Here is a 20,972-nt window from a genome sequence, read left to right on the forward strand (position 1 = left end):
GTTCCGTGCGACCTGTGGGGCGCGCGGGACAATGGACGCGACTATCCCCTTTCATAAGGAGCTATGCGATGCGCCCCGGTGGACAGCCGAACATGCAGCAGATCATGAAGCAGGCGCAGAAGATGCAGCAGCAGGTCGCGCAGGCGCAGGCCGAGCTCGCCGAGGCCGAGGTCACCGGCACCGCCGGTGGCGGCCTGGTCACCGTCGTGGTGACCGGTCTGGGGGAGTTCAAGTCGATCAAGATCGACCCCAAGGCCGTCGACCCGGAGGACATCGAGACGCTAGAGGACCTTGTGCTCGCCGCGATTCACAACGGCTCCGAGGCGGTGCGTGAGCTGACCGAGCAGAAGATGGGTCCGGCCACCGGCGGCCTCGGCGGCCTTTCCCTCCCGGGATTCTGAGCCCGTGTACGAGGGCGCCATCCAGGACCTGATCGACGAGCTGGGGCGGCTGCCGGGCGTCGGCCCGAAGAGCGCCCAGCGGATCGCCTTCCACGTCCTGTCCGCCGACCCCGCCGACGTGACCCGGCTGGCCACTGCCCTGCGCAAGGTCAAGGAGCAGGTCCGCTTCTGCACGACCTGCTTCAACGTCGCCGAGTCGGAGCAGTGCCGGGTCTGCCGCGACACCCGTCGCAGCAACGACGTGCTCTGCGTCGTCGAGGAGCCCAAGGACGTCGTCGCGATCGAGCGGACCGGTGAGTTCCGCGGTCGGTACCACGTTCTGGGTGGCGCCATCAATCCGCTCGAGGGCATCGGCCCCGACAACCTGCGGATCCGGGAGCTGATGATCCGGCTCGGCACCGGCGAGGTCAGGGAACTGATCCTCGCCACGGACCCGAACACCGAGGGCGAGGCCACGGCCACCTACCTCGCGATCATGGTCAAGCCGATGGGCATCACCGTCACCAGGCTGGCCAGCGGGCTACCGGTCGGCGGCGACCTGGAGTACGCCGATGAGATCACTCTCGGCCGGGCGTTCGAGGGCCGCAGGGCCGTCTGACCTGTCAGGCCGCCCGCGCCGTAGGGCCGCGGGCCGCCCGGAGCCACCTGCGAGTGGCCGCCAGGCCGTTGACAGAAGACTGCCCCGGCTGCCGCCGGCGAACCGCCTCCCAGCAGGGCCGACCGGGCCGACCGACCGGGCCAGCCGGGCCGACCGGGCCAGCCGGGCCGACCGGGCCAGCCGGGCCAGCCGGGCCGACCGGGCCAGCCGGGCCGACCGGGCCAGCCGGGCCGACCGGGCCAGCCGGGCCGACCGGGCCGACCGGGCCAGCCGGGCCGACCGGGCCGACCGGGCCGACCGGGCCGACCGGGCCGACCGGGCCGACCGGGCCGACCGGGCCAGCCGGGCGACCGAGGCGACCTGGCCGACGGGGCCAGGCAGGCCAGCCCGGCCGAAGTGGGCCAGGCGGCCGTCGGGCCGTTGACAGGAGGCTGCCGCGGCTGTTGACAGGCGGCTGTCGGGGCCGCCGGCGAGGGCCGGCCGGACTTGCTGGCAGGCGGCTGGCGGGTCGTCGGCGAGGGACGGCCGGGCGTTCTCGGGCCGGCCGGACGGGCCGCCGATACTGGGCCGTTCGACCGCCATTGCCGGGCGAAATACCTGGTGGGGCGAATGGTGCCGGAGTCACCGATGAGACGGGACCGGCCCGATGTGGCGTGTGACGTGGGTTACCAGGTCACGCCCCCGTCACAACGCGGCCAGGACTTGGTAAAAGCACTGACAGCCTATTGACCAGTGAGCAGGAATACGTGAGCGTTCCTCTCACGGCGGCGGCGTAACCCGTCCGCCGGTTCTACGTGTCCACTCTGGCGACAACCATCGCCGGCACGGGACGCGGTTACCCACGTTCGCGACAACCGATCGGTTGCCCGCGCTGCGGGGGCCGGTCCGATCCGGCGGCGCTGCCGCGGTTCGGCCTAGGCGCCGTGGCCGGTGGCCGGGGAAAGGACCGACGCTCCATGGTCGTTGGACCCGGCACGCAGGTTCCGATCGCTGCGGATCCCGCTGAGGGCGCCAAGGCGATCGAGGGCCGCTCGCTCGGCCGCATCGCCTGGACCCGCCTCAAGCGCGACCGCGTCGCCATGGGCGGCGGGTGTGTCGTGATCTTCCTGATCCTGGTTGCGGTCTTCGCGCCGGTGATCGTCGATCTGTTCGGCTCGCCGCCGAACGAGTTCCACCAGAAGCTGATCGACACGAGCACCCTGGCGCCGTACGGCGGCACCGGTATCAGCGGCGACCACCTCTTCGGTGTCGAGCCGCAGAACGGCCGCGACATCTTCAGCCGGGTGGTCTACGGCGCACGCATCTCGCTGCTGATCGCGTTCCTCGCGACCCTCGTCTCGGTGGTCATCGGCTCGACGCTCGGCGTCATCGCCGGTTACTTCGGCGGCTGGGTGGACGCGTTGATCAGCCGGGCGATGGACGTCTTCCTCGCGTTCCCGTTGCTGGTCTTCTCGATCGCGCTGGCGGGCGTCATCCCGGACTCGGCGTTCGGGCTCTCCGGTGACTCGCTGCGCATCGCTCTGTTGATCTTCATCATCGGGTTCTTCAGCTGGCCGTACATCGGGCGCATCGTCCGCGGCCAGACCTTGTCGCTACGGGAACGGGAGTTCGTCGACGCGGCCCGCAGCCTGGGCGCGCGCAGCCCGTACATCATCTTCAAGGAGATGCTGCCCAACCTGGTGGGGCCGATCCTGGTCTACGCCACGCTGCTGATCCCGACGAACATCCTGTTCGAGGCCGCGCTGTCGTTCCTCGGCGTCGGCATCCGGCCGCCGACGGCCAGCTGGGGCGGCATGTTGGCGGACGCCGCGAAGTTCTACACGATCTGGCATTTCATGTTCTTCCCGGGCATAGCGATCTTCATTACCGTGCTCTCCTTCAACCTTTTCGGTGACGGCCTGCGCGATGCGCTCGACCCGAAGGGCAAGCGCTGAGATGCGCTTCGCGTCTTTCACTCCAGCTGCGCGGTCCGGACCCGGACCGTTCCACCAGGGAGGTTGCTACAAGTGATCCGAAAGTCAAAGGTGCTGGTGGCCGGTACGGCCGCGCTCGCACTGTTGTTGTCCGCCGCGGCATGTGGCGGTAACGACGACACCGATGGTTCGACAAGCACCAGCAAGGCCGAGTTCAACGCGGCCATGACCAAGGTGTTCAACCCTTCCGACAAGAAGGGCGGCACCATCAAGCTCGCCAACTCCGGCGACTGGGACACCGTTGACCCCGGTGAGACCTACTACGGCTACTCGTGGAACTTCCTCCGCCTGTACGGCCGCGGTCTGCTCATGTTCAAGCCCACCCCGGGTGCTGAGGGCAACAAGGTCACCCCCGACCTCGCCGAGGGCCTGGGCGTGCCGTCGGACGGCGGCAAGACCTGGACTTACAAGCTCCGCAAGGGCGTCAAGTTCGAGGACGGCACCGAGGTCAAGGCCGCCGACGTCAAGTACGCGGTGCTGCGCTCCATCGACAAGGAGACGTTCCCCAACGGGCCGGCCTACTTCGAGGGATTCCTGAATCTCCCGGCGAACTACAAGGGCCCGTACAAGTCGAAGGGCGTGAACACCGACTCGGCGATCACCACCCCGGACGACAGCACCATCGTCTTCCACCTGAAGTCGGCCTTCGGCGGCTTCGACTACCTGGCGGCGCTTCCGCAGACCGTTCCGGTTCCGGAGGCCAAGGACACCGGCGCCAAGTACAAGGAACACGTCGTCTCGTCCGGGCCGTACATGTTCGACCAGAACAACCTGGGCAAGAACTTCTCGCTGAAGCGCAACCCGAACTGGGACCAGGCGACCGACCCGAACCGTAAGGCGCTGCCGGACGGCTACGAGGTCTCCCTGAACGTCAACGCGGACGACATCGACAACCGCCTGCTCTCGGGCGACCTCGACCTCGACGTCGTCGGCACCGGCGTGCAGCCGGCCGCCCTGGGCCGCGTCGTCGGCGACCCGGCGCTCAAGGCGCAGACCGACAACCCGGTCCTCGCCCGGCTCTGGTACACCTCGATCAACCCGACCGTTGCGCCGCTGGACAACATCGAGTGCCGCAAGGCCGTCGAGTTCGCCGCGGACAAGACCGGCTACCAGACCGCCTACGGCGGCCCGCTCGCCGGCGGCGACATCGCCACCACCATCCTGCCCCCGATGATCCCGGGCTACGAGAAGTTCGACCTCTACCCGGCCGGCGCCGACAACACCGGTGACGTCGACAAGGCCAAGGCCGCTCTCGCCGCCTGTGGTCAGCCGAACGGCTTCGAGACGAACATGGGTTACCGCGCCGAGCGGCCCAAGGAGAAGGCGACCGCCGAGTCGCTGCAGCAGTCGCTCGCCCGGGTCGGCATCAAGCTCACGCTGAAGCCGTTCCCGCAGGGTGACTACTTCTCGCAGTACGCCGGCAACCCGCCGTACGTGAAGGCGAACAAGCTCGGCCTGGTCACCAACGGCTGGGGTGCGGACTGGAACGACGGCTTCGGCTTCCTGTCGCAGATCGTGGACAGCCGGGTCATCCGGGAGACCGGTGGCTCGTCCAACACCAGCGTCCGGATCCCCCAGGTGGACCAGATGCTGGACGCGGCCGTCGCCGAGACCGACACGGCCAAGCGTGACGCTCAGTGGGGTCCGATCGACAAGCGGGTCATGGAAGAGGCGGTGATCCTGCCGGGCGTCTACGCCAAGAGCCTGATGATCCGGCCGAAGCGCCTCTCCAACGTCTTCGTCAGCGAGGCGTACAGCATGTACGACTACCTGTCGCTGGGCGTCGCGTAAACCATCCCCGCCACTTCTCCACACAGCTAGGTAGGTGAAGGCAGCAGGCGGCCGGTCCGGGGCGACCCGGGCCGGCCGCTACAGCCGGGCACTGTGATCACGTACATCATCAGGCGTCTGTTTGCGGCCGTCGTGCTGCTCTTCATCGTCAGCGCCGCCACGTTTGCAATCTTCTACCTGGTCCCGCGCCTGGTGGGGTCGACTCCGGAGACGCTGGCCACCCGGTACGTCGGGCGGGCAGCGACCCCGGAGACGGTCAACCTCATCGCGCACCGGCTGGGCTTCTACGACCCGGTCTGGGTGCAGTACGGCCGCTGGATCAAGGGCATCTTCGTCGGCGCGAACTACGACTACGGCGCCGGCGTGGAGCGTTGCCCCGCGCCGTGTTTCGGCTACTCCTTCGTCACCCGCCAGCCGGTCTGGCCGGACCTGCTCGACCGGCTGCCGGTGACGCTGTCGCTCGCGATCGGTGCCTCGGTTCTCTGGCTGGGCTTCGGGCTCTCCACCGGCGTCGTGTCCGCGCTTCGCCGCGGCTCGCTGCTGGACCGCGCCGCGATGGGCTTCTCGCTCGCCGGCGTCTCCCTCCCCATCTTCTTCACCGGCATGATCGGCCTGCTGGTGTTCAGCTACAAGCTCGGCTGGACGGCACCCGGTGGTACCTACACGCCGTTCACCGAGGATCCCGGGCAATGGGCCTACGCCCTCCTGCTGCCCTGGGCGGTCCTGGCGTTGCAGTTCTCCGCCCAGTACGCGCGACTGACGCGTGCCGGCATGCTCGATACGATGGGCGAGGACTACATCCGCACCGCCCGCGCCAAGGGCCTGCGGGAACGCGACGTGAACATCAAGCACGGCCTGCGTGCCGCGCTCACGCCCATCCTGACCATCTTCGGCCTGGACTTCGGCCTGCTGCTCGGCGGCGCGGTCCTCACCGAGCAGGTGTTCTCGCTGCCCGGCCTCGGCAAGTACGCGGTCGACGCGATCAACACCAACGACCTGCCGAAGGTGCTCGGCGTGACGCTCATGGCGGCCTTCTTCGTCGTCATCGCCAACCTGATAGTCGACCTGCTCTATGCGGTCGTCGACCCGAGAGTGAGGGTGGGCTGATGTCCGACGGACAGCCATTCCTCGAGGTCAAGGACCTTAAGATCCACTTCCCGACCGACGACGGCCTGGTACGCAGCGTCGACGGCCTGACCTTCTCGCTGGAACGGGGCCGCACGCTCGGCATCGTCGGCGAGTCGGGATCCGGCAAGTCGGTAACCAGCCTCGGCATCATGGGCATCTACAACCGGCGCAACGCCCAGGTCTCGGGAGAGATCTGGCTGGACGGCGAGGAGATCGTCAGCGCCGGGGCGGAGACCGTCCGCAAGCTGCGCGGCAACAAGCTGGCCATGATCTTCCAGGATCCGCTGTCCGCGATGCACCCGTACTACTCGGTCGGTAAGCAGATCATCGAGGCGTACAAGGTGCACCACAACGTGTCCACGAAGGTCGCCCGCAAGCACGCGGTGGACATGCTGGGCCGGGTCGGCATTCCGCAGCCGGACCGCCGGGTCGACGACTACCCGCACCAGTTCTCCGGCGGCATGCGCCAGCGCGCGATGATCGCGATGTCGCTGGTCAACGACCCGCAGCTGCTGATCGCCGACGAGCCGACCACCGCGCTCGACGTGACCGTGCAGGCGCAGATCCTGGACCTGATGCACGACCTGCAGGCGGAGTTCAACTCGGCGCTGATCGTCATCACCCACGACCTCGGTGTCGTCGCCGAACTCGCCGACGACGTGCTGGTCATGTACGGCGGCAAGTGCATCGAGTTCGCCGACGCCACCACGATCTTCGACCGCCCCGAGCACCCGTACACCTGGGGCCTGCTCGGGTCCATGCCCCGCATGGACCGCCCCAACCTGGACCGGCTCGTGCCCATCCCGGGTCTGCCGCCGTCGCTGATCAACCTGCCTACCGGCTGCGCCTTCAACCCGCGCTGCGGTTACGAGGAGCGGACCGGCGGACTCGGAAGTACGGTTCCGCCGGAGCTGACCCGGGCCGGCGGCAGCAAGCACCAGGTTCGCTGCCACCTGCCCACGGAAGAGCGGCAGCGGATCTGGCTGCAAGAGATCAAGCCGAAGCTGGAGGCGTGATGAGCGAGCAAGGCGACGCCCTGCTGTCGGTGAAGGGGCTGCAGAAGCACTTTCCGATCACCAAGGGCCTGTTGCGGCGCCAGGTCGGCGCCGTGCGCGCGGTCGACGGCATCGACTTCGAGGTCTACCGGGGCGAGACGCTCGGCCTGGTCGGCGAGTCCGGCTGTGGCAAGTCGACCACCGGGCGGCTGCTGACCCGGCTGCTCGAGCCGACCGGCGGGTCGATCGAGCTGGACGGCCGCAACATCGCGCACCTGCGGCAGGGGCAGCTGCGGCCGCTGCGCCGCGACATGCAGATGATCTTCCAGGACCCGTTCTCGTCGCTGAACCCGCGGCACACCGTCGGCACCATCGTCGGCGCGCCGTTCCGGATCCAGGGCGTCAAGACCGAGCACGGCGTGAAGCGGGCCGTGCAGGACCTGCTGAAGCTGGTCGGCCTGAGCCCCGAGCATTACAACCGGTACCCGCACGAGTTCTCCGGCGGTCAGCGCCAGCGCATCGGCATCGCCCGTACCCTGGCGCTGCGGCCCAAGCTGATCATCGCGGACGAGCCGGTCTCGGCGCTGGACGTGTCGATCCAGGCGCAGGTGGTGAACCTGCTCGACGACCTGCAGGACGAGTTCGGCCTGACCTACGTCTTCATCGCGCACGACCTGTCCGTGGTGCGGCACATCTCCGACCGGGTCGCGGTCATGTACCTCGGCAAGGTGGTGGAGATCGCCGACCGGGAGTCGCTGTACAAGAACCCGCGGCATCCGTACACGGTGGCCCTGCTCTCCGCGGTGCCGGTGCCCGACCCGCGCCGGCGCGATCGCGCCCAGCGTGACCGGGTGCTGCTGACCGGTGACGTGCCGAGCCCGATCAACCCGCCCTCCGGCTGCCGGTTCCGCACCCGCTGCTGGAAGGCGCAGGACATCTGCGCGACGGAGGAGCCGCCGCTGGTGGCCCGCCTCGACGACCCGGCGTCGCACCAGACCGCCTGCCACTTCCCGGTCGCCGAGGACGAGGCCGTGACGGGTCGCACGCCCGCCACCACCTCGGCCTGAGCGCCGGGTAGGGCGGATCAACCCCAGGTGACCTGCGGGGACGGGTAGAAGTCGACGCCCCGCAGGTTCCACCGGGGGCCGTAGGCCCCCAGCCGGGACGAGAACGACGTCCAGTCGCGGGTCGCCGCCGGTGACCAGCCGAGTTCGGCGATCGCCGGCAGCCGGGGGAACGCCATGAACTCGATGTCGTCCAGGTCGCGCAGCGTCTCGGACCACAGTGGCGCCTCGACGCCGATGACGGCCTCCTCGCCGACGCCGGTCAAGTGGTTCGCCGGATCCCAGTCGTACGCCGTCCGCACCTCGATGTAGCCGGCCCAGGAGAGCCCGAGCGGCGTGTTCCGGTCGTACTTCATGTCGAGGTAGGCCTTGTTCGCCGGGGACATGACCACCTTGGTGCCGCCCGCCACGGCAGCCGCCAGCGTCGGGTTCGTGGTCGCCGTGCCCCAGTACTGCCGCGGCCAGCCGTCGATCTGGATCCGCCAGCCCTGGTCGTCCGCGAGGTGCAGGTGCAGGCGTCTAGCCTGCGGGGCGGTTCAGGATGCCGACCGCAACGGCGTGGACCGCGTCGATGTCGGCCGGGTCCTTGAGGGTCGCCCTCGCGCCCGTCACGGCGTACCACTCGTCGGCGTCCCGGTACTGCACGCCGACCGTGACCTGATCGCCGGAGAGCGAGGTCCGCAGGGTCAGGTCGCCGGTGACGACGCCGACCTCGTCGGTCATCACCCCGCCCTGACCCGCGGTGATGTCGGTGGACCTGCTGACCGCGGGGTCCGGTGTCGTCATGAGCAGCTCCCCAGCATTTCGGTAAGCGCGGACTTCTCCGCGGTGGTCACCGTGAGCTTCCACTTCGCCTTCACCGTGATCCAGTCCTGAGCGTATTCGCACCAGGCGTCGGTCCGCTCGGGCTTCCAGGTCGACGGGTCCTGGTCACCCTTCGACCGGTTCGACGACGCCGAAACCGCGACCAGCTGCGGATCGTCGAGATCGTTGGCGAAATCCTCGCGCTCCTGCGTGGTCCATGAGCCGGCGCCCGAACGCCAGGCGTTGGCCAGCGGGACCATGTGGTCGATGTCGACCTTGCCCGGGTCGGCGATCCGATCGCCGTCGTAGACGCTGACCCAGGTGCCGGCGACGACGTTGCACCCGGAGAACTTGACCTTGGTGCCGTCCCGCTTGAGCACGGTGTCGCGGACGTCGCAGTTGCTGCCCGCGCTGCGCCAGTGCGGGAACTTCTCCCGGCTGTAGCCGCGCATCGAGCCGGCCTTGGCGACGGTCAACCCGTCGAGCAGCGCCTCGGCGTCACCGGCGCCGGCGGCCGAGGAGGAGCCGGGTGCGGAACCCTTCTCCTCCACGGTCACGACCTCGCAGGCCGTGGCGGCGGTCAGGGTCAGTAGTGCGGCGGCGGCGCGGATGATCCACTGGGGAGCGGTGTGAGGGGGCACCCGTCAAGCGTATGCGCGTCACGCCCGCTTCGCGCTGGTCGTCATCCGTGCCGGATACGTTCCGCGCGCCGCCCGGCGGACCCGGACGGCGCGCGGCGTCGTTCAGCGTGCGCGGTTGACCGCGCTCGTCACGGCCTTGATCGAGGCGGTGACGATGTTCGCGTCGAGCCCGACGCCCCAGACGGTGCGGCCGTTGACCTCGCACTCCACGTACGCGGCGGCCTGCGCGTCGCCGCCCGAGGAGAGGGCGTGCTCGGCGTAGTCGAGCACCCGCACCTGGATCGCCAGCGGCTGCAGCGCCTGCACGTACGCGTCGATCGGGCCGTTGCCGACGCCGACGACCGGCCGCCGGGTACCGCGGTGCCGGACCTCCGCGTCGATCTCGACCTTGCCGTCCACGGTGGCCGTCGTGTAGCTCTCGAAGTCGAGGATGCCGAACTGTTGGTGCGAGACGAGGTATTCGCCGGCGAAGATGTCCCACATCGCCTCCGGGCCGACCTCGCCGCCCTCGGCCTCGGTGAAGTGCTGCACCACGCCGGAGAACTCGATCTGCAGCCGCCGCGGCAGGTCGAACTTGTGCTCCTCCTTCATGATGTACGCCACGCCGCCCTTGCCGGACTGCGAGTTGACCCGGATGACGGCCTCGTAGCTGCGGCCCACGTCCTTGGGGTCGATCGGCAGGTACGGCACGCCCCAGGTGAAGGCGTCCACCTCGACGCCGGCCTCGCCCGCGTCGGCGTGCAGGGCGGCGAAGCCTTTCTTGATCGCGTCCTGGTGCGAGCCCGAGAATGCGGTGTAGACCAGGTCGCCGACGTACGGGTGCCGCTCGTGCACGGGCAGCTGGTTGCAGTACTCGACCGCGCGCTTGATCTCGTCGATGTCCGAGAAGTCGATCATCGGGTCGATGCCCTGCGAGAAGAGGTTCAGTCCGAGCGTGACCAGGTCGACGTTGCCGGTGCGCTCGCCGTTGCCGAACAGGCAGCCCTCGACGCGGTCGGCGCCGGCCAGCATGCCGAGCTCGGCGGCGGCGACTGCGGTACCCCGGTCGTTGTGCGGGTGCAGGCTCAGGATGATGCTCTCGCGGCGCGGCAGGTGGCGGTGCATCCATTCGATGGAGTCCGCGTACACGTTGGGGGTGGCCATCTCGACGGTGGCCGGCAGGTTGATGATCAGCGGGCGGTCCGGGGTCGGGTCGATCACCTCGATCACCGCCGAGCAGATTTCCAGCGCGTACTCCAGCTCGGTGCCCGTGTAGGACTCGGGGGAGTACTCGTAGAAGATCTCGGTGTCCGGAGTGTGGATCTCCGCGTACTTCTGGCAGAGCCTCGCACCGCTCGTGGCGATGTCGGTGATGCCGTCCTTTTCCAGGCCGAACACCACCCGGCGCTGCAGCGTCGAGGTCGAGTTGTAGAAGTGCACGATGGCGCGCTTGGCGCCGCGGATGGACTCGAAGGTGCGGTCGATCAGGTGTTCGCGGCACTGCACCAGGACCTGGATGGTGACGTCGTCCGGGATCAGGTCCTGCTCGATGAGCTGGCGGACGAAGTCGAAGTCGGTCTGGCTGGCGGCCGGGAAGCCGACCTCGATCTCCTTGTAGCCCATCGCGACCAGCAGATTGAACATGCGGCGCTTGCGCTCGGGCGACATCGGGTCGATCAGGGCCTGGTTGCCGTCGCGCAGATCTACGGCGCACCAGCGCGGCGCGGCCTCGATGCGCCGGGCCGGCCACCGCCGGTCGGGCAGATCCACGGCGAACTGTTGCTGGTACGGCTGGTAGCGCTCGAAGGGCATGCGGCTGGGCCGCTGGCGCGCGATCGGATCGGCGGATACGTCGGAAGACATGTGAAGGCTCCTGTGAAGGTGGTCAGTTCGAGGACCGACCGGCGCGCGTCAACTCCGCGACGAGGTGCCGGCCTGTGATGGGGCCTCGTCGCGGCAGCGAAGAAGAAGCACCTGCCACATGTCGAACGTCACCCTACGTGATCAACTCGGATCCTGTTAACCCTACGCCCGGATCGTGGGAAGCGGCGGGTCAGGCGGCCGGGATCACGCTGAGGGGGCCGGCGCGGCCGGCGTGGACGGGTCGAGGGTCACCGGCGGGGGCGGCGGCGCCGTCATGCCCATGGGCTCGCCGGCGGACACCGGGCCGGGCAGGTCGATCGTCGGCGGGGGCGCGGCCGCCGTGCTCGAGATCGTGAGCCTGCCGAACTTGACCCGGGCCGCGGTGAGCAGGCCGTCGGCGGCGTAGCAGTAGATGCCGACGTCGACGGGCGCGGAGAGCGAGGTGGAGATCGTGTCGATCGAGAAGCAGCTGCCGGAGGAGCCCTTCAGCGGCGCGGCGGCGGTCACGGAAAGGGCGGACTGGCGGTCGGTGAAGACCGGCAGCCACTGCCGGAAGACCCTTTCGATCTTCGGGTCGTACTTCTTCGGCACGCGCTTGCCCCGATCGGCGACCCGCACGCAGGCCGGGGTGACCGGGTTGGTCGCCGACGGGATCGCGCACTGGAAGACCCCGGCCGCGGTCTGCGCGATCGAGACGTCCGCGGTCCCGCCGAGCGCGCCGGACGGGATGTCCACCCGCCAGGTGCCGTCGGCGGCCACCGTGGCCAGCACCGAGCGCGGGGCCTGGCCCTCGACCTCGAGGGTGTACAGCGCCACGAAGCGGCGGTCCTCGGCCGCCGCGGCCCGGGCGGCGAGCTGGATCCGGGCGTCCTCGAGCGGGGCCGGCGCGGACGACGGGGGTGCGGCGGGCGGCTCCTTCGCCGGCGCCGAACCCCCGCAGGCGGCGGTGCCGGCGGTCAGCAGGGCGGCGGCCAGCGCGGGTAGGACACGCATGGCGTTGCGGGAGCGCATCGAGACATTCTCGCCTCTCGACACCCGGACCGGTCGTTGCGGGCAGTCGAACCCTTTCCCGGCGTGTCGCGCGGTACGCAGGGCCGGAATCTGGGATCGCATGTCGGCGGCCGGGACGGCCGCCGCTAGTCTGGGGTCTCGATTGACCTGACTGGCGCCGCCGGCCTGCTCGAGATCTCCAGGCCAGGCGGCGTCGGCACGTGTGGGGTGGAAGGGAGCCGGCTGCCGTGGCCCTGATGGTGCAGAAGTACGGCGGTTCGTCCGTCGGCGATGCCGAGCGCATCAAGCGGGTGGCGGAGCGGATCGTGGCGGCCCGCAAGGCGGGGCACGACGTGGTCGTCGTGGTGTCTGCCATGGGCGACACCACCGACAACCTGCTCGACCTGGCCAACCAGGTCAGCCCGCTGCCGCCCGGCCGTGAGCTGGACATGCTGCTGACCGCCGGCGAGCGCATCTCGATGGCGCTGCTGGCGATGGCGATCCACAACCTGGGCTACGAGGCCCGGTCCTACACGGGTTCGCAGGCCGGCGTGCTGACCACGTCGGTGCACGGCAGGGCGCGAATCATCGACGTGACGCCGGGCCGGCTGCGCACCGCGCTGGATGAGGGCGCGATCGCGATCGTCGCCGGCTTCCAGGGCGTCTCCCAGGACACCAAGGACATCACCACGCTGGGCCGCGGCGGGTCGGACACCACCGCGGTGGCGCTGGCCGCCGCGCTGCACGCCGACGTGTGTGAGATCTACACCGACGTCGACGGCGTCTTCACCGCCGATCCGCGCATCGTCTCGAACGCCCGGCACATCAAGCAGATCACCTACGAGGAGATGCTCGAGCTGGCCGCGGGCGGGGCGAAGGTGCTGATGTTGCGATGCGTGGAGTACGCGCGCCGGTTCAAGGTGCCGATCCACGTACGCTCTTCGTACTCGAACAAGCAGGGCACGCTGGTCACCGGATCGATGGAGGACGAGGGAGTGGAACAAGCGCTGATCACCGGGGTCGCCCACGACCGCAGCGAGGCGAAGATCACGATCGTCGGGGTGCCCGACGAGCCCGGCTCGGCCGGCCGGATCTTCGAGACCGTGGCCCAGGCGGAGATCAACATCGACATGATCGTGCAGAACGTGTCGACCGAGGGCACCGGGCGCACCGACATCTCGTTCACCCTGCCGAAGGCCGACGGCCCGACCGCGATGGCCGCGCTGGACAAGATCAAGGAGCAGGTCCGCTTCAAGGGGCTGCTCTTCGACGACCACGTGGGCAAGGTTTCGCTGATCGGTGCCGGCATGCGCTCGCACCCGGGCGTCGCCGCGTCGTTCTTCGCCTGCATCGGCGAGGCCGGCGTCAACATCGAGATGATCTCGACCTCGGAGATCCGGGTCTCCGTCGTCTGCCGCGACAGCGACCTCGACACCGCGGTCCGCGCCGTGCACGACACCTTCGAGCTGGGCGGCTCGGAGACGGCAGTCGTCTACGCCGGTACCGGCCGGTAAGCGGCGGATGGCGCAGTCGCAGCCCACGCTCGCCGTCGTCGGGGCCACCGGCTCCGTCGGCACGGTCATGCGTGAGCTGCTCAGCTCCCGCCGTAACGTCTGGGGCGAGATCCGGCTGATCGCGTCCGCGCGCTCGGCCGGCAAGGAGCTGCCCTGCCGGGGCGAGCAGCTGGTCGTCCACGAACTGACCGCGGACGTCTTCGACGGTGTCGACGTGGCCATGTTCGACGTGCCCGACGAGGTGTCGATCGCCTGGGCGCCGGTCGCCGTCGAGCGCGGGGCCACGGTCGTGGACAACTCGTCGGCCTTCCGGATGGATCCGGACGTCCCGCTGGTCGTGCCCGAGGTCAACCAGGACGAGCTGGGCCGCCGCCCGCGCGGCATCGTCTCCAACGCCAACTGCACGACGATGGCCATGATCATGGCCATCGCTCCCCTGCACCACGAGTACGGCCTGCGCGAGCTGGTCCTGGCCTCCTACCAGGCGGTGTCGGGTGCCGGGCAGGTCGGCGTCGACACCCTGCACGACCAGCTCAGCAAGGTGGCCGGCGACCGGATGCTGGGCTCGCGCCCCGGCAACGTCCGGCAGGCGATCGGCGACGATCTCGGGCCGTTCACCGCGCCGCTGGCGCTGAACGTGGTCCCGTGGTCGGGCGAGCTCGCCGCGGACGGCTGGTCGTCGGAGGAGCTGAAGCTCCGCAACGAGTCCCGCAAGATCCTCCGACTGCCCGACCTCAAGGTCTCGGCGACCTGCGTACGGGTGCCGGTGGTGACCGGCCACTCGATCGCGGTGCACGCGGTCTTCGGGTCGGAGCTGGACGCGGAGGGCGCCCGCCAGGTGCTGCGCAACGCCCCCGGCGTGATCCTCGTCGACGACCCGGAGGCGGGCGAGTACCCGATGCCGATCGACGCGGTCGGCACGGACCCGTCGTGGGTCGGCCGGATCCGCCGTGCGATGGACGACCCGCGCGCGCTGGATCTCTTCATCACGGGCGACAACATGCGCAAGGGCGCCGCGCTGAACACGGTGCAGATCGCGGAGCTGCTGGCCGCGGAGTTCGCCAAGTCCTCAGCCTGATCACCTGGACCGCCCGGACGCACACGCAGGGTAGGTCCGGCGTCGCCGCGCGAGATTAATTCCTGAAGTTTCTTAACAGATATTGACTCACGGGCCGGACATCTAGTTGAGTCGATACGAATCCCCGCACCTCTCGCACCAGTGCGTCCCCCGACGCACGGAAGGTGAGCCATGTCCAAAAAACGGCTCCTGTCGATCGCGGCTACCATCAGCGTCGCCGTGGTCGGTGCCGCCGCGGCACTGCTGCCCATGACGGCTTCGAACGCGGCCGAGGCCTGCGTCGCCGCATACAACAACTCCGCGGTCTACACCGGCAACATGCGCGCCTCCTACAACAGCCACAACTGGACCGCCAAGTGGTGGACACAGGGCGAGGCGCCGAGCACCGGCGGCTCCGGAGTCTGGGCCGACAACGGCGCCTGCGGCGGCGGCACCACGCCGCCTCCGGGCACGTCCTGCAACTACCCGAACTGGGCGGCGGGCCAGTTCTACCCGGCCGGCTCGATCGTGCGGTACACGAACGGCAACCACTACCGGGCCAAGTACGAGAACCCGGGCTACGACCCGGTGATCAGCACCTGGTTCTGGGAGATCTACACGTGCAGCGGCGGCGGCACCACCCCGCCGCCCGGCGGCGGGTCTGGCGGCTTCCCGGTCAGCGAGGCCCAGTTCAACCAGATGTTCCCGAACCGGATCGGCTTCTACTCGTACGCGGGCCTGATCGACGCGATCAAGAAGTTCCCGGCGTTCACCACCACCGGCAGTGACACGGTGAAGAAGCAGGAGGCCGCGGCTTTCCTGGCGAACGTCAACCACGAGTCCGGCGGCCTGGTCTACGTCGAGGAGATCAACCAGGCGAACTGGCCGCTCTACTGCGACCGCTCGCAGCCCTACGGCTGCCCGGCCGGCCAGTCCGCGTACCACGGTCGCGGGCCGATCCAGCTGAGCTGGAACTTCAACTACAAGGCCGCCGGCGACGCGCTCGGCATCGACCTGCTGAACAACCCGGACCGGGTCAAGAACGAGTCGTCGGTCGCCTACCAGACCGCCGTCTGGTACTGGATGACCCAGCGCGGCCCGGGCACGATGACCCCGCACGACGCCATGGTCAACAGCCGCGGCTTCGGCGAGACGATCCGCAGCATCAACGGCTCGCTCGAGTGCAACGGCGGCAACCCCGCCCAGGTGCAGAGCCGCGTGGACGCGTACAACCGGTTCGCGGGCATCCTGGGAGTCAGCCCCGGCGGCAACCTCTACTGCTGAGCATCTCCCGGAGAAGACGCAGAGGGTACGGTCGGTTCGGCCGTACCCTCTGCGCTCTGCTCAGAGGGCGAGTTGCGGACGGGCCGGAACCCCGACGATGGGCGGGCTGACCGACCGGGCGGGCAGTTGCTGCGGCACCGGGCTGGGCACCAGCATCGACTCGAGCGCGGGCGCGATCGGCCGGCGCTCGTTGATCTGGATCAGGCGTGCGGCGCGGGCCAGCGAGCCGGTCTCACCGTCGCGGAAGCCCTCGCGATAGCCCTTCTCGTAGCGTTCGCCGCGTCCGAGGGCGCGTCCGATGGCGAAGCAGGACGAGCCGGCGAGGGCCAGAAGGAATAGCAGCGCGAAGGGTGTCACGGCAAGCCTTTCAGCGGATTATTGTCCTATAGCCCGCAAAATAGCTGAAACCGCATCGGCTTCGGGCAACCCAACTGATCAATGACGCGTACGAGTGACTTCAGGTTTCAGGCGGCGGGAGTCGCCGGCTTGTCGGCCAGGATGTCCGGCATCTCGGCGGGGTCGACCGGCCGGCACAGGTGATGACCCTGCCCGTACGAGCAGCCCAGGCGCCGGAGGGCGGCGAGCTGCGCGGCGTTCTCGATGCCCTCGGCGACCACCCGCAGCCCGAGGATGTGCCCGAGGTCGACGATCGTGCGTACCAGCGCAAGATCCTCGGCCGTCGACTCCACGCGGTCGACGAAAGCGCGGTCGATCTTCAATTCGTCGACCGGCAGCTCCCGCAGGTACGCCAGCGACGAATATCCGGTACCGAAGTCGTCGATGGACAATTGCACGCCCATCTCCCGCAGGCTCGCCAGCGACGCCATCGCCGCGTCGGAGTCGTTCATCAGCACCGACTCGGTCAGCTCGAGCGTCACCGCGCTCGCCGGCATCCCGGCCACGGCCAGCGCCCGGGTCACATTCGCGGCGAACTGCCGGTGCCGGAGCTGATGCCCCGACACGTTCACGTTGAGGGTGAGATCGGGGCTGGCTCGGCGCCACGCCGCCACCTGGGTCGCGCTCGTCTCCAGCACCCACTGGCCGATGTCCGCGATCAGCCCGGACTCCTCGGCGATCGGGATGAAGTCGGTCGGCAGCACCAGGCCCCGGGTCGGGCTGTGCCAGCGCACGAGCGCCTCCACGCCGGCGATCTCGCCCGTGTCCAGGCGTACCAGGGGCTGGTACTGCAGCCGGAACTGGTCCTCCTGCATCGCGTGCTGCAGGTCGCCGTGCAGGCTCAGGTAGTCGAGCGCCTCGGTGTGCATGTGCGGCTCGTAGACGACGACCTTGCCCGTACCCGCCTTCTTGGCGCGGTACATCGCCAGGTCGGCCTTGTTCAGCAGGCTCTTGGAGTCCGCGGACGGCTCCCGGCTGGACGCCACGCCGACGCTCGCGCCGATGAAGACGTCCCGCCCCGAGATCCGGAACGGCTCCTTCACCGCGACGATGATCCGCTCGCCGATCGTGGTGGCGGCCTCGACGGGCGAGTCGCCCAGCAGCACAGCGAACTCGTCGCCGCCGAGCCGGGCGGTGGTGTCGCTGGCCCGGACACAGCTGCGGATCCGGTCGGCCACCGACGCCAGCAGCTCGTCGCCGGCCTCGTGGCCCAGGCTGTCGTTGACCGCCTTGAACCGGTCCAGGTCGATGAAGAGCACGCTTGTCGGCTCGGTCGCCTCGCCCCGCGCCGCCAGCACCCGGTTGAAGATCTTCAAGAACAGGCCGCGGTTGGGCAGGCCGGTCACCGAGTCGTGGTGCGCCTCGCGGACCGCTTCCACCGTACGGGCGTCGGTCAGTGCGAGGCTGACCTGCTGGGCGAACGCGGCCAACAGGTCGCGCTGCTCCCGGGACCGATCGGGGGCGCTGGGAAGCCGTACGACCAGGCTGCCGGCCATCTCGCCGGTGACACGCAAGGGCGCGGCGACGATCGTCCCCCGCTCCGGATGCCCGGGAACCGCCTGGCGCATGATCACGGTCGAGTTCGCCATCGCGTCACGGGCCTCGGTGTGCGAGCCCTCGGGTGCGGCGAAACGGTAGTCGCCGGCGCCGGAGGTCGAGGCGACGCTCAGCCGCCGGTCCCGGCCCGCCTCGGCCAGGATCAGGGCGACGGGCACGCCGCCGAGCAGCAGCGCGGTGCCGCTGGTAACGGCGTCGAGAATCTCCGGCAGCGACTTGCGGCTGGAGATCTCCCGCTGGATCGCCAGCAGCGACTCGACCAGCAGCCGCCGGGTCTGCGCCTGCTCCAACAGGACCAGCCGGTCGGCGGCCTCCCGCTCCCGCTCCGCGCGCACGGTCCGCTCGCCGCGCAGCACCCGGATGCTGCGCAGGGCCAGGGCGAGGCCCTGGGCCAGGCCCTCGAGTATCTGTTGCTCCTCGGCGCTGAACGGGCCGCCCAGGCGGGCCATCACCAGCGCGCCGGGCAGATCCGGGCCGAGCGGGCTGGGCATCGCCTCCAGGTCGCCGAGGGACGGCACGGACAGCGTGCCCGGCCGCTTGACCACGGCCAGCAGGCCCTCGACCGGCGCCTCCCCGCCGAAGCCCCAGGCGCCGCGCACCTCCCCGCCGAGCACGACCGCGCCGGCCTCGGCACCGACCATCTCGGCGGCCCGCTCGACCGCGACGGCGATCGCCGCGCCCTCGTCGGCCGACGCGGTGACGGCCGTGAAGTACTCGGTGAGCTGATGCGTCGACGAGGTGGGCATGGTCACGCCGTGGCCAGGGTGACGAGGGTGCGGGCGTGGGAATTGAAGCAGCGTCCTGAGGCAGTCTGCATATCCCCCGATTCGGCAGGATCGGCCGGGACCTGAGTGCGGGCCCGGGCCGCCTTCGCCCGCCCGGGCGCGGCCTGACAGGCTGTTGCCTTGTGACTGACTCTGACCTTGCGCGGCAGGTCCGCGACGTGAGCCGACTGACCGGCGAGTTCGTTCTGCGCTCCGGCCGGACCGCCACCGAGTATTTCGACAAGTACCAGTTCGAGGCCGACCCGGTGCTGCTGGACCAGCTCGCCGAGCGGATGGCGGCGCTGATCCCCGAGGGCACCGAGGTGCTGGCCGGCCTCGAGATGGGCGGCATCGCCGTGGTGACGGCCCTGGGCAGGCACGCCAAGCTGCCGTGCGCGTTCGTCCGCAAGGAGGCGAAGAAGTACGGCACCGCCCGCCTGGCCGAGGGCGCGGAGGTGGCCGGCCGGCGGGTGCTGGTGGTCGAGGACGTGGTGACCTCCGGCGGCCAGGTGGTCATCTCCACCGGCGAACTGCGCAAGCTCGGCGCTCACGTCGACCACGCACTCTGCGTGATCGACCGTCAGGAGGGCGGGGCCGAGGCGCTGGCCGCCGACGGCATCACCCTGCGGGCGCTGCTCACTCGGGCTGATCTGTCATAGCGCGTACCCAGTCGAGGTAGGCGGGATTGCCGCCGACCACCGGCAGGGCGAGCACGCACGGTACGTCGTAGGGATGCTCGGCATCGGCCCGCGCGACGATCCGATCGACGAGCGAGGCCCGCGTATGCAGGGCGACGCGGGCCTCAGGGTCGTCGTGGACGGCGCCCTCCCAGCGGTAGATGGAGCGGATCGCGGCGCTCTGCTGCCCGCACGCGGCGAGGCGGTCCTCGACCAGGCGCCGGGTGAACCCGGCAAGCCACTCGGGGTCGGCGGCGGTGACGACGACCTCGCACACCTGTTCGTCGCTGACGGTCACGGTCAGGCCATCCACACCAGGCAGAACGGCTTGCCGGCCGGATCGGCGTAGACGCGCCAGTTCGAGCCGGCGCCGTCCAGCCGGGTGGCACCGAGGTCGAGGGCGGCCCGCTCCGCCGCCTCCACGTCCCGGACCGTCACGTCGAGGTGGAGCTGCTGCGGGTACGCCGGATCCGGCCAGCGCGGCGCGGTGTACCCCTCCACCTGCTGGAACATCACCGGCTGCGCGCCGTCCTCGCCGAGCATGGCGATCCCGTCCGCCTCGTACGTCACCGGCTTGCCGAGCAGCTCCGCGTAGAAGTGGCTCAGCACCTTGGCGTCGGGGCAGTCGAGCATCACGCCCATCAGGATGGTCCGCGGATCGTCCGGGTTGACGCACAGGTCGAACGGGTGGCCGGCCGGGTCGGCCAGCGTGTGCCACCGAACATTTCGGCGCAGCAGGGTGGCGCCGAGCTGCTGGGCGCGTTCCGCCGCCGCGTCGATGTCCGGCACCCGGAAGTCGAGATGGGCCTGCTGCGGACGGTCCTGGTCCGGCCAGCGGGGCGGCACGTGGTCCGTTGCCCGCTGCAGGCCGATCCGCCAGCCCGCACCGGTGTCGAGTGTGATCCAGTCATCCTCGCCGCCGGGTAGGCGGCGCCAGCCGGCGAGCTGCTCGTAGAACGTGGCCAGGCGGTCGATGTCCGGGGCGTCCAGCGCCACGGCCCGCAGTGAGCCGATCGCCCGCCGGTCCGGTTCGGAGGTCATGCCCCCGATCCTGCCGATCCCGGGGCCGGCCCGCCACCGAAACCTAGTCCGAGACCATGAAGAGGACGAATCGGGTGTCCGACTCCAGGTAGTAGACGTCGTTCACGTCGTGGCCCAGGAGCCAGGTGTCGCCGGCGTCGAGCTTTCCCTTGAGGTCGACCGGGATGATCGGCTCGGTGCTGACCGGCTGCCAGTCATAGGTGTCGAGGAGGCGGTCGAAGTTCGGCTGCGACAACCGGGCCACCCCCTGCTGCCACGGGACGGCCGCGCCGATGTCCTTGGTCTCCTCGTTGACCCAGTAGCCCTCCTCGACCACGCCGAGGTGCTCCATCCGCTCGATCTGCACGTTCTTTCCACTGCGGACGGTCGGCTCCTCCGCCGGGGTCGACGAGCAGCCGACGAGCAACGCCGCGGAGAGCAACAGCGCCGGCGGCGCGATCCTGATCACGCTGACA

20 protein-coding genes and 1 pseudogene are annotated in these 20,972 nt (G+C 69.8%); 11 read left to right on the plus strand and 10 right to left on the minus strand.

Annotated elements, in window-relative coordinates; translation table 11 throughout:
- Positions 1 to 92 precede the first annotated feature (92 nt).
- The 7 genes from AB0B58_RS34630 (at position 93) to AB0B58_RS34660 (ending at position 7,953) form a co-directional block, all read left to right on the plus strand.
- On the plus strand, positions 93 to 401 hold the full coding sequence (locus AB0B58_RS34630; protein ID WP_221480028.1) for a YbaB/EbfC family nucleoid-associated protein: 309 nt from the start codon (positions 93 to 95) through the stop codon (positions 399 to 401).
- 4 nt (positions 402 to 405) lie between these two features.
- The gene (gene recR / locus AB0B58_RS34635) at positions 406 to 999 is read left to right on the plus strand and encodes a recombination mediator RecR (protein ID WP_360232691.1); all 594 of its coding nucleotides are present in this window, start codon (positions 406 to 408) and stop codon (positions 997 to 999) included.
- Positions 1,000 to 1,955: 956 nt separating this feature from the next.
- Positions 1,956 to 2,933 (plus strand): ABC transporter permease, encoded by a 978-nt coding sequence (locus AB0B58_RS34640; RefSeq protein WP_360232694.1) that lies wholly within the window; start codon positions 1,956 to 1,958, stop codon positions 2,931 to 2,933.
- A gap of 72 nt (positions 2,934 to 3,005) precedes the next feature.
- The gene (locus tag AB0B58_RS34645) at positions 3,006 to 4,763 is read left to right on the plus strand and encodes an ABC transporter substrate-binding protein (protein ID WP_360232697.1); all 1,758 of its coding nucleotides are present in this window, start codon (positions 3,006 to 3,008) and stop codon (positions 4,761 to 4,763) included.
- A gap of 93 nt (positions 4,764 to 4,856) precedes the next feature.
- Positions 4,857 to 5,870, plus strand: a complete 1,014-nt coding sequence (locus tag AB0B58_RS34650) for an ABC transporter permease (RefSeq protein ID WP_360232700.1) — start codon at positions 4,857 to 4,859, stop codon at positions 5,868 to 5,870.
- On the plus strand, positions 5,870 to 6,907 hold the full coding sequence (locus AB0B58_RS34655) for an ABC transporter ATP-binding protein (protein WP_360232702.1): 1,038 nt from the start codon (positions 5,870 to 5,872) through the stop codon (positions 6,905 to 6,907). Before AB0B58_RS34650 ends, AB0B58_RS34655 begins: the two co-directional genes overlap by 1 nt.
- Complete coding sequence (locus AB0B58_RS34660) at positions 6,907 to 7,953, plus strand: dipeptide ABC transporter ATP-binding protein (protein WP_360232705.1); 1,047 nt, start codon at positions 6,907 to 6,909, stop codon at positions 7,951 to 7,953. The genes AB0B58_RS34655 and AB0B58_RS34660 overlap by 1 nt, the downstream gene beginning before the upstream one ends.
- A 17-nt stretch (positions 7,954 to 7,970) precedes the next feature.
- Here the strand turns inward: AB0B58_RS34660 and AB0B58_RS34665 are convergent, their stop codons facing one another.
- From AB0B58_RS34665 to AB0B58_RS34685, 5 genes and pseudogenes are all read right to left on the minus strand, one after another.
- Positions 7,971 to 8,465 carry a family 20 glycosylhydrolase gene (locus AB0B58_RS34665; RefSeq protein WP_360232780.1) on the minus strand — a complete coding sequence of 165 codons (495 nt, stop codon included), beginning with the start codon at positions 8,463 to 8,465 and terminating at the stop codon, positions 7,971 to 7,973.
- 4 nt (positions 8,466 to 8,469) lie between these two features.
- Positions 8,470 to 8,718: pseudogene (locus tag AB0B58_RS34670) on the minus strand (hypothetical protein); the annotation flags it as partial.
- A gap of 14 nt (positions 8,719 to 8,732) precedes the next feature.
- Entirely contained in the window at positions 8,733 to 9,395 is a 663-nt protein-coding gene (locus AB0B58_RS34675; RefSeq protein WP_360232707.1) for an HNH endonuclease family protein, read from the minus strand.
- 102 nt (positions 9,396 to 9,497) lie between these two features.
- Positions 9,498 to 11,237 (minus strand): 2-isopropylmalate synthase, encoded by a 1,740-nt coding sequence (leuA, locus tag AB0B58_RS34680; RefSeq protein ID WP_360232709.1) that lies wholly within the window; start codon positions 11,235 to 11,237, stop codon positions 9,498 to 9,500.
- A 204-nt stretch (positions 11,238 to 11,441) separates the two neighbouring features.
- A complete protein-coding gene (locus AB0B58_RS34685; RefSeq protein WP_360232711.1) occupies positions 11,442 to 12,248 on the minus strand; it encodes a hypothetical protein in 807 nt (268 codons plus the stop codon).
- 227 nt (positions 12,249 to 12,475) lie between these two features.
- On the opposite strand from AB0B58_RS34685, the gene AB0B58_RS34690 reads away from it, so the two are divergent.
- The 3 genes from AB0B58_RS34690 to AB0B58_RS34700 all read left to right on the plus strand — a co-directional run bounded on the left by AB0B58_RS34690 (position 12,476) and on the right by AB0B58_RS34700 (position 16,082).
- Positions 12,476 to 13,741: an aspartate kinase gene (locus AB0B58_RS34690; RefSeq protein ID WP_360232714.1), complete on the plus strand. Its 1,266-nt coding sequence runs from the start codon at positions 12,476 to 12,478 to the stop codon at positions 13,739 to 13,741.
- 7 nt (positions 13,742 to 13,748) lie between these two features.
- Complete coding sequence (locus AB0B58_RS34695) at positions 13,749 to 14,819, plus strand: aspartate-semialdehyde dehydrogenase (RefSeq protein WP_360232717.1); 1,071 nt, start codon at positions 13,749 to 13,751, stop codon at positions 14,817 to 14,819.
- A gap of 171 nt (positions 14,820 to 14,990) precedes the next feature.
- Positions 14,991 to 16,082 (plus strand): glycoside hydrolase family 19 protein, encoded by a 1,092-nt coding sequence (locus AB0B58_RS34700; protein ID WP_360232720.1) that lies wholly within the window; start codon positions 14,991 to 14,993, stop codon positions 16,080 to 16,082.
- Between the two features lie 60 nt (positions 16,083 to 16,142).
- Here the strand turns inward: AB0B58_RS34700 and AB0B58_RS34705 are convergent, their stop codons facing one another.
- Together AB0B58_RS34705 and AB0B58_RS34710 are read right to left on the minus strand one after the other, a co-directional pair.
- Positions 16,143 to 16,439: a hypothetical protein gene (locus AB0B58_RS34705; RefSeq protein ID WP_360232723.1), complete on the minus strand. Its 297-nt coding sequence runs from the start codon at positions 16,437 to 16,439 to the stop codon at positions 16,143 to 16,145.
- Positions 16,440 to 16,546: 107 nt separating this feature from the next.
- On the minus strand, positions 16,547 to 18,781 hold the full coding sequence (locus tag AB0B58_RS34710) for an EAL domain-containing protein (RefSeq protein ID WP_360232783.1): 2,235 nt from the start codon (positions 18,779 to 18,781) through the stop codon (positions 16,547 to 16,549).
- Positions 18,782 to 18,942: 161 nt separating this feature from the next.
- Between AB0B58_RS34710 and pyrE the strand changes: the two genes are divergently transcribed.
- Entirely contained in the window at positions 18,943 to 19,458 is a 516-nt protein-coding gene (pyrE, locus tag AB0B58_RS34715) for an orotate phosphoribosyltransferase (RefSeq protein WP_360232726.1), read from the plus strand.
- Here pyrE and cutA read toward each other — a convergent pair.
- Genes cutA through AB0B58_RS34730 form a run of 3 tightly spaced genes read right to left on the minus strand, consistent with a single transcriptional unit; the run spans position 19,436 to position 20,965 of the window.
- Positions 19,436 to 19,774 carry a divalent-cation tolerance protein CutA gene (gene cutA / locus AB0B58_RS34720; protein ID WP_360232729.1) on the minus strand — a complete coding sequence of 113 codons (339 nt, stop codon included), beginning with the start codon at positions 19,772 to 19,774 and terminating at the stop codon, positions 19,436 to 19,438. The genes pyrE and cutA overlap by 23 nt on opposite strands.
- A gap of 2 nt (positions 19,775 to 19,776) precedes the next feature.
- Positions 19,777 to 20,517, minus strand: a complete 741-nt coding sequence (locus tag AB0B58_RS34725) for a VOC family protein (protein WP_360232732.1) — start codon at positions 20,515 to 20,517, stop codon at positions 19,777 to 19,779.
- A gap of 43 nt (positions 20,518 to 20,560) precedes the next feature.
- Positions 20,561 to 20,965, minus strand: coding sequence for a hypothetical protein (locus AB0B58_RS34730; RefSeq protein ID WP_360232735.1), 405 nt, complete (start codon positions 20,963 to 20,965; stop codon positions 20,561 to 20,563).
- Positions 20,966 to 20,972 lie beyond the last annotated feature (7 nt).

It is taken from the genome of Actinoplanes sp. NPDC049118, assembly GCF_040648555.1.
In the GTDB taxonomy this organism is placed as follows: domain Bacteria; phylum Actinomycetota; class Actinomycetes; order Mycobacteriales; family Micromonosporaceae; genus Actinoplanes.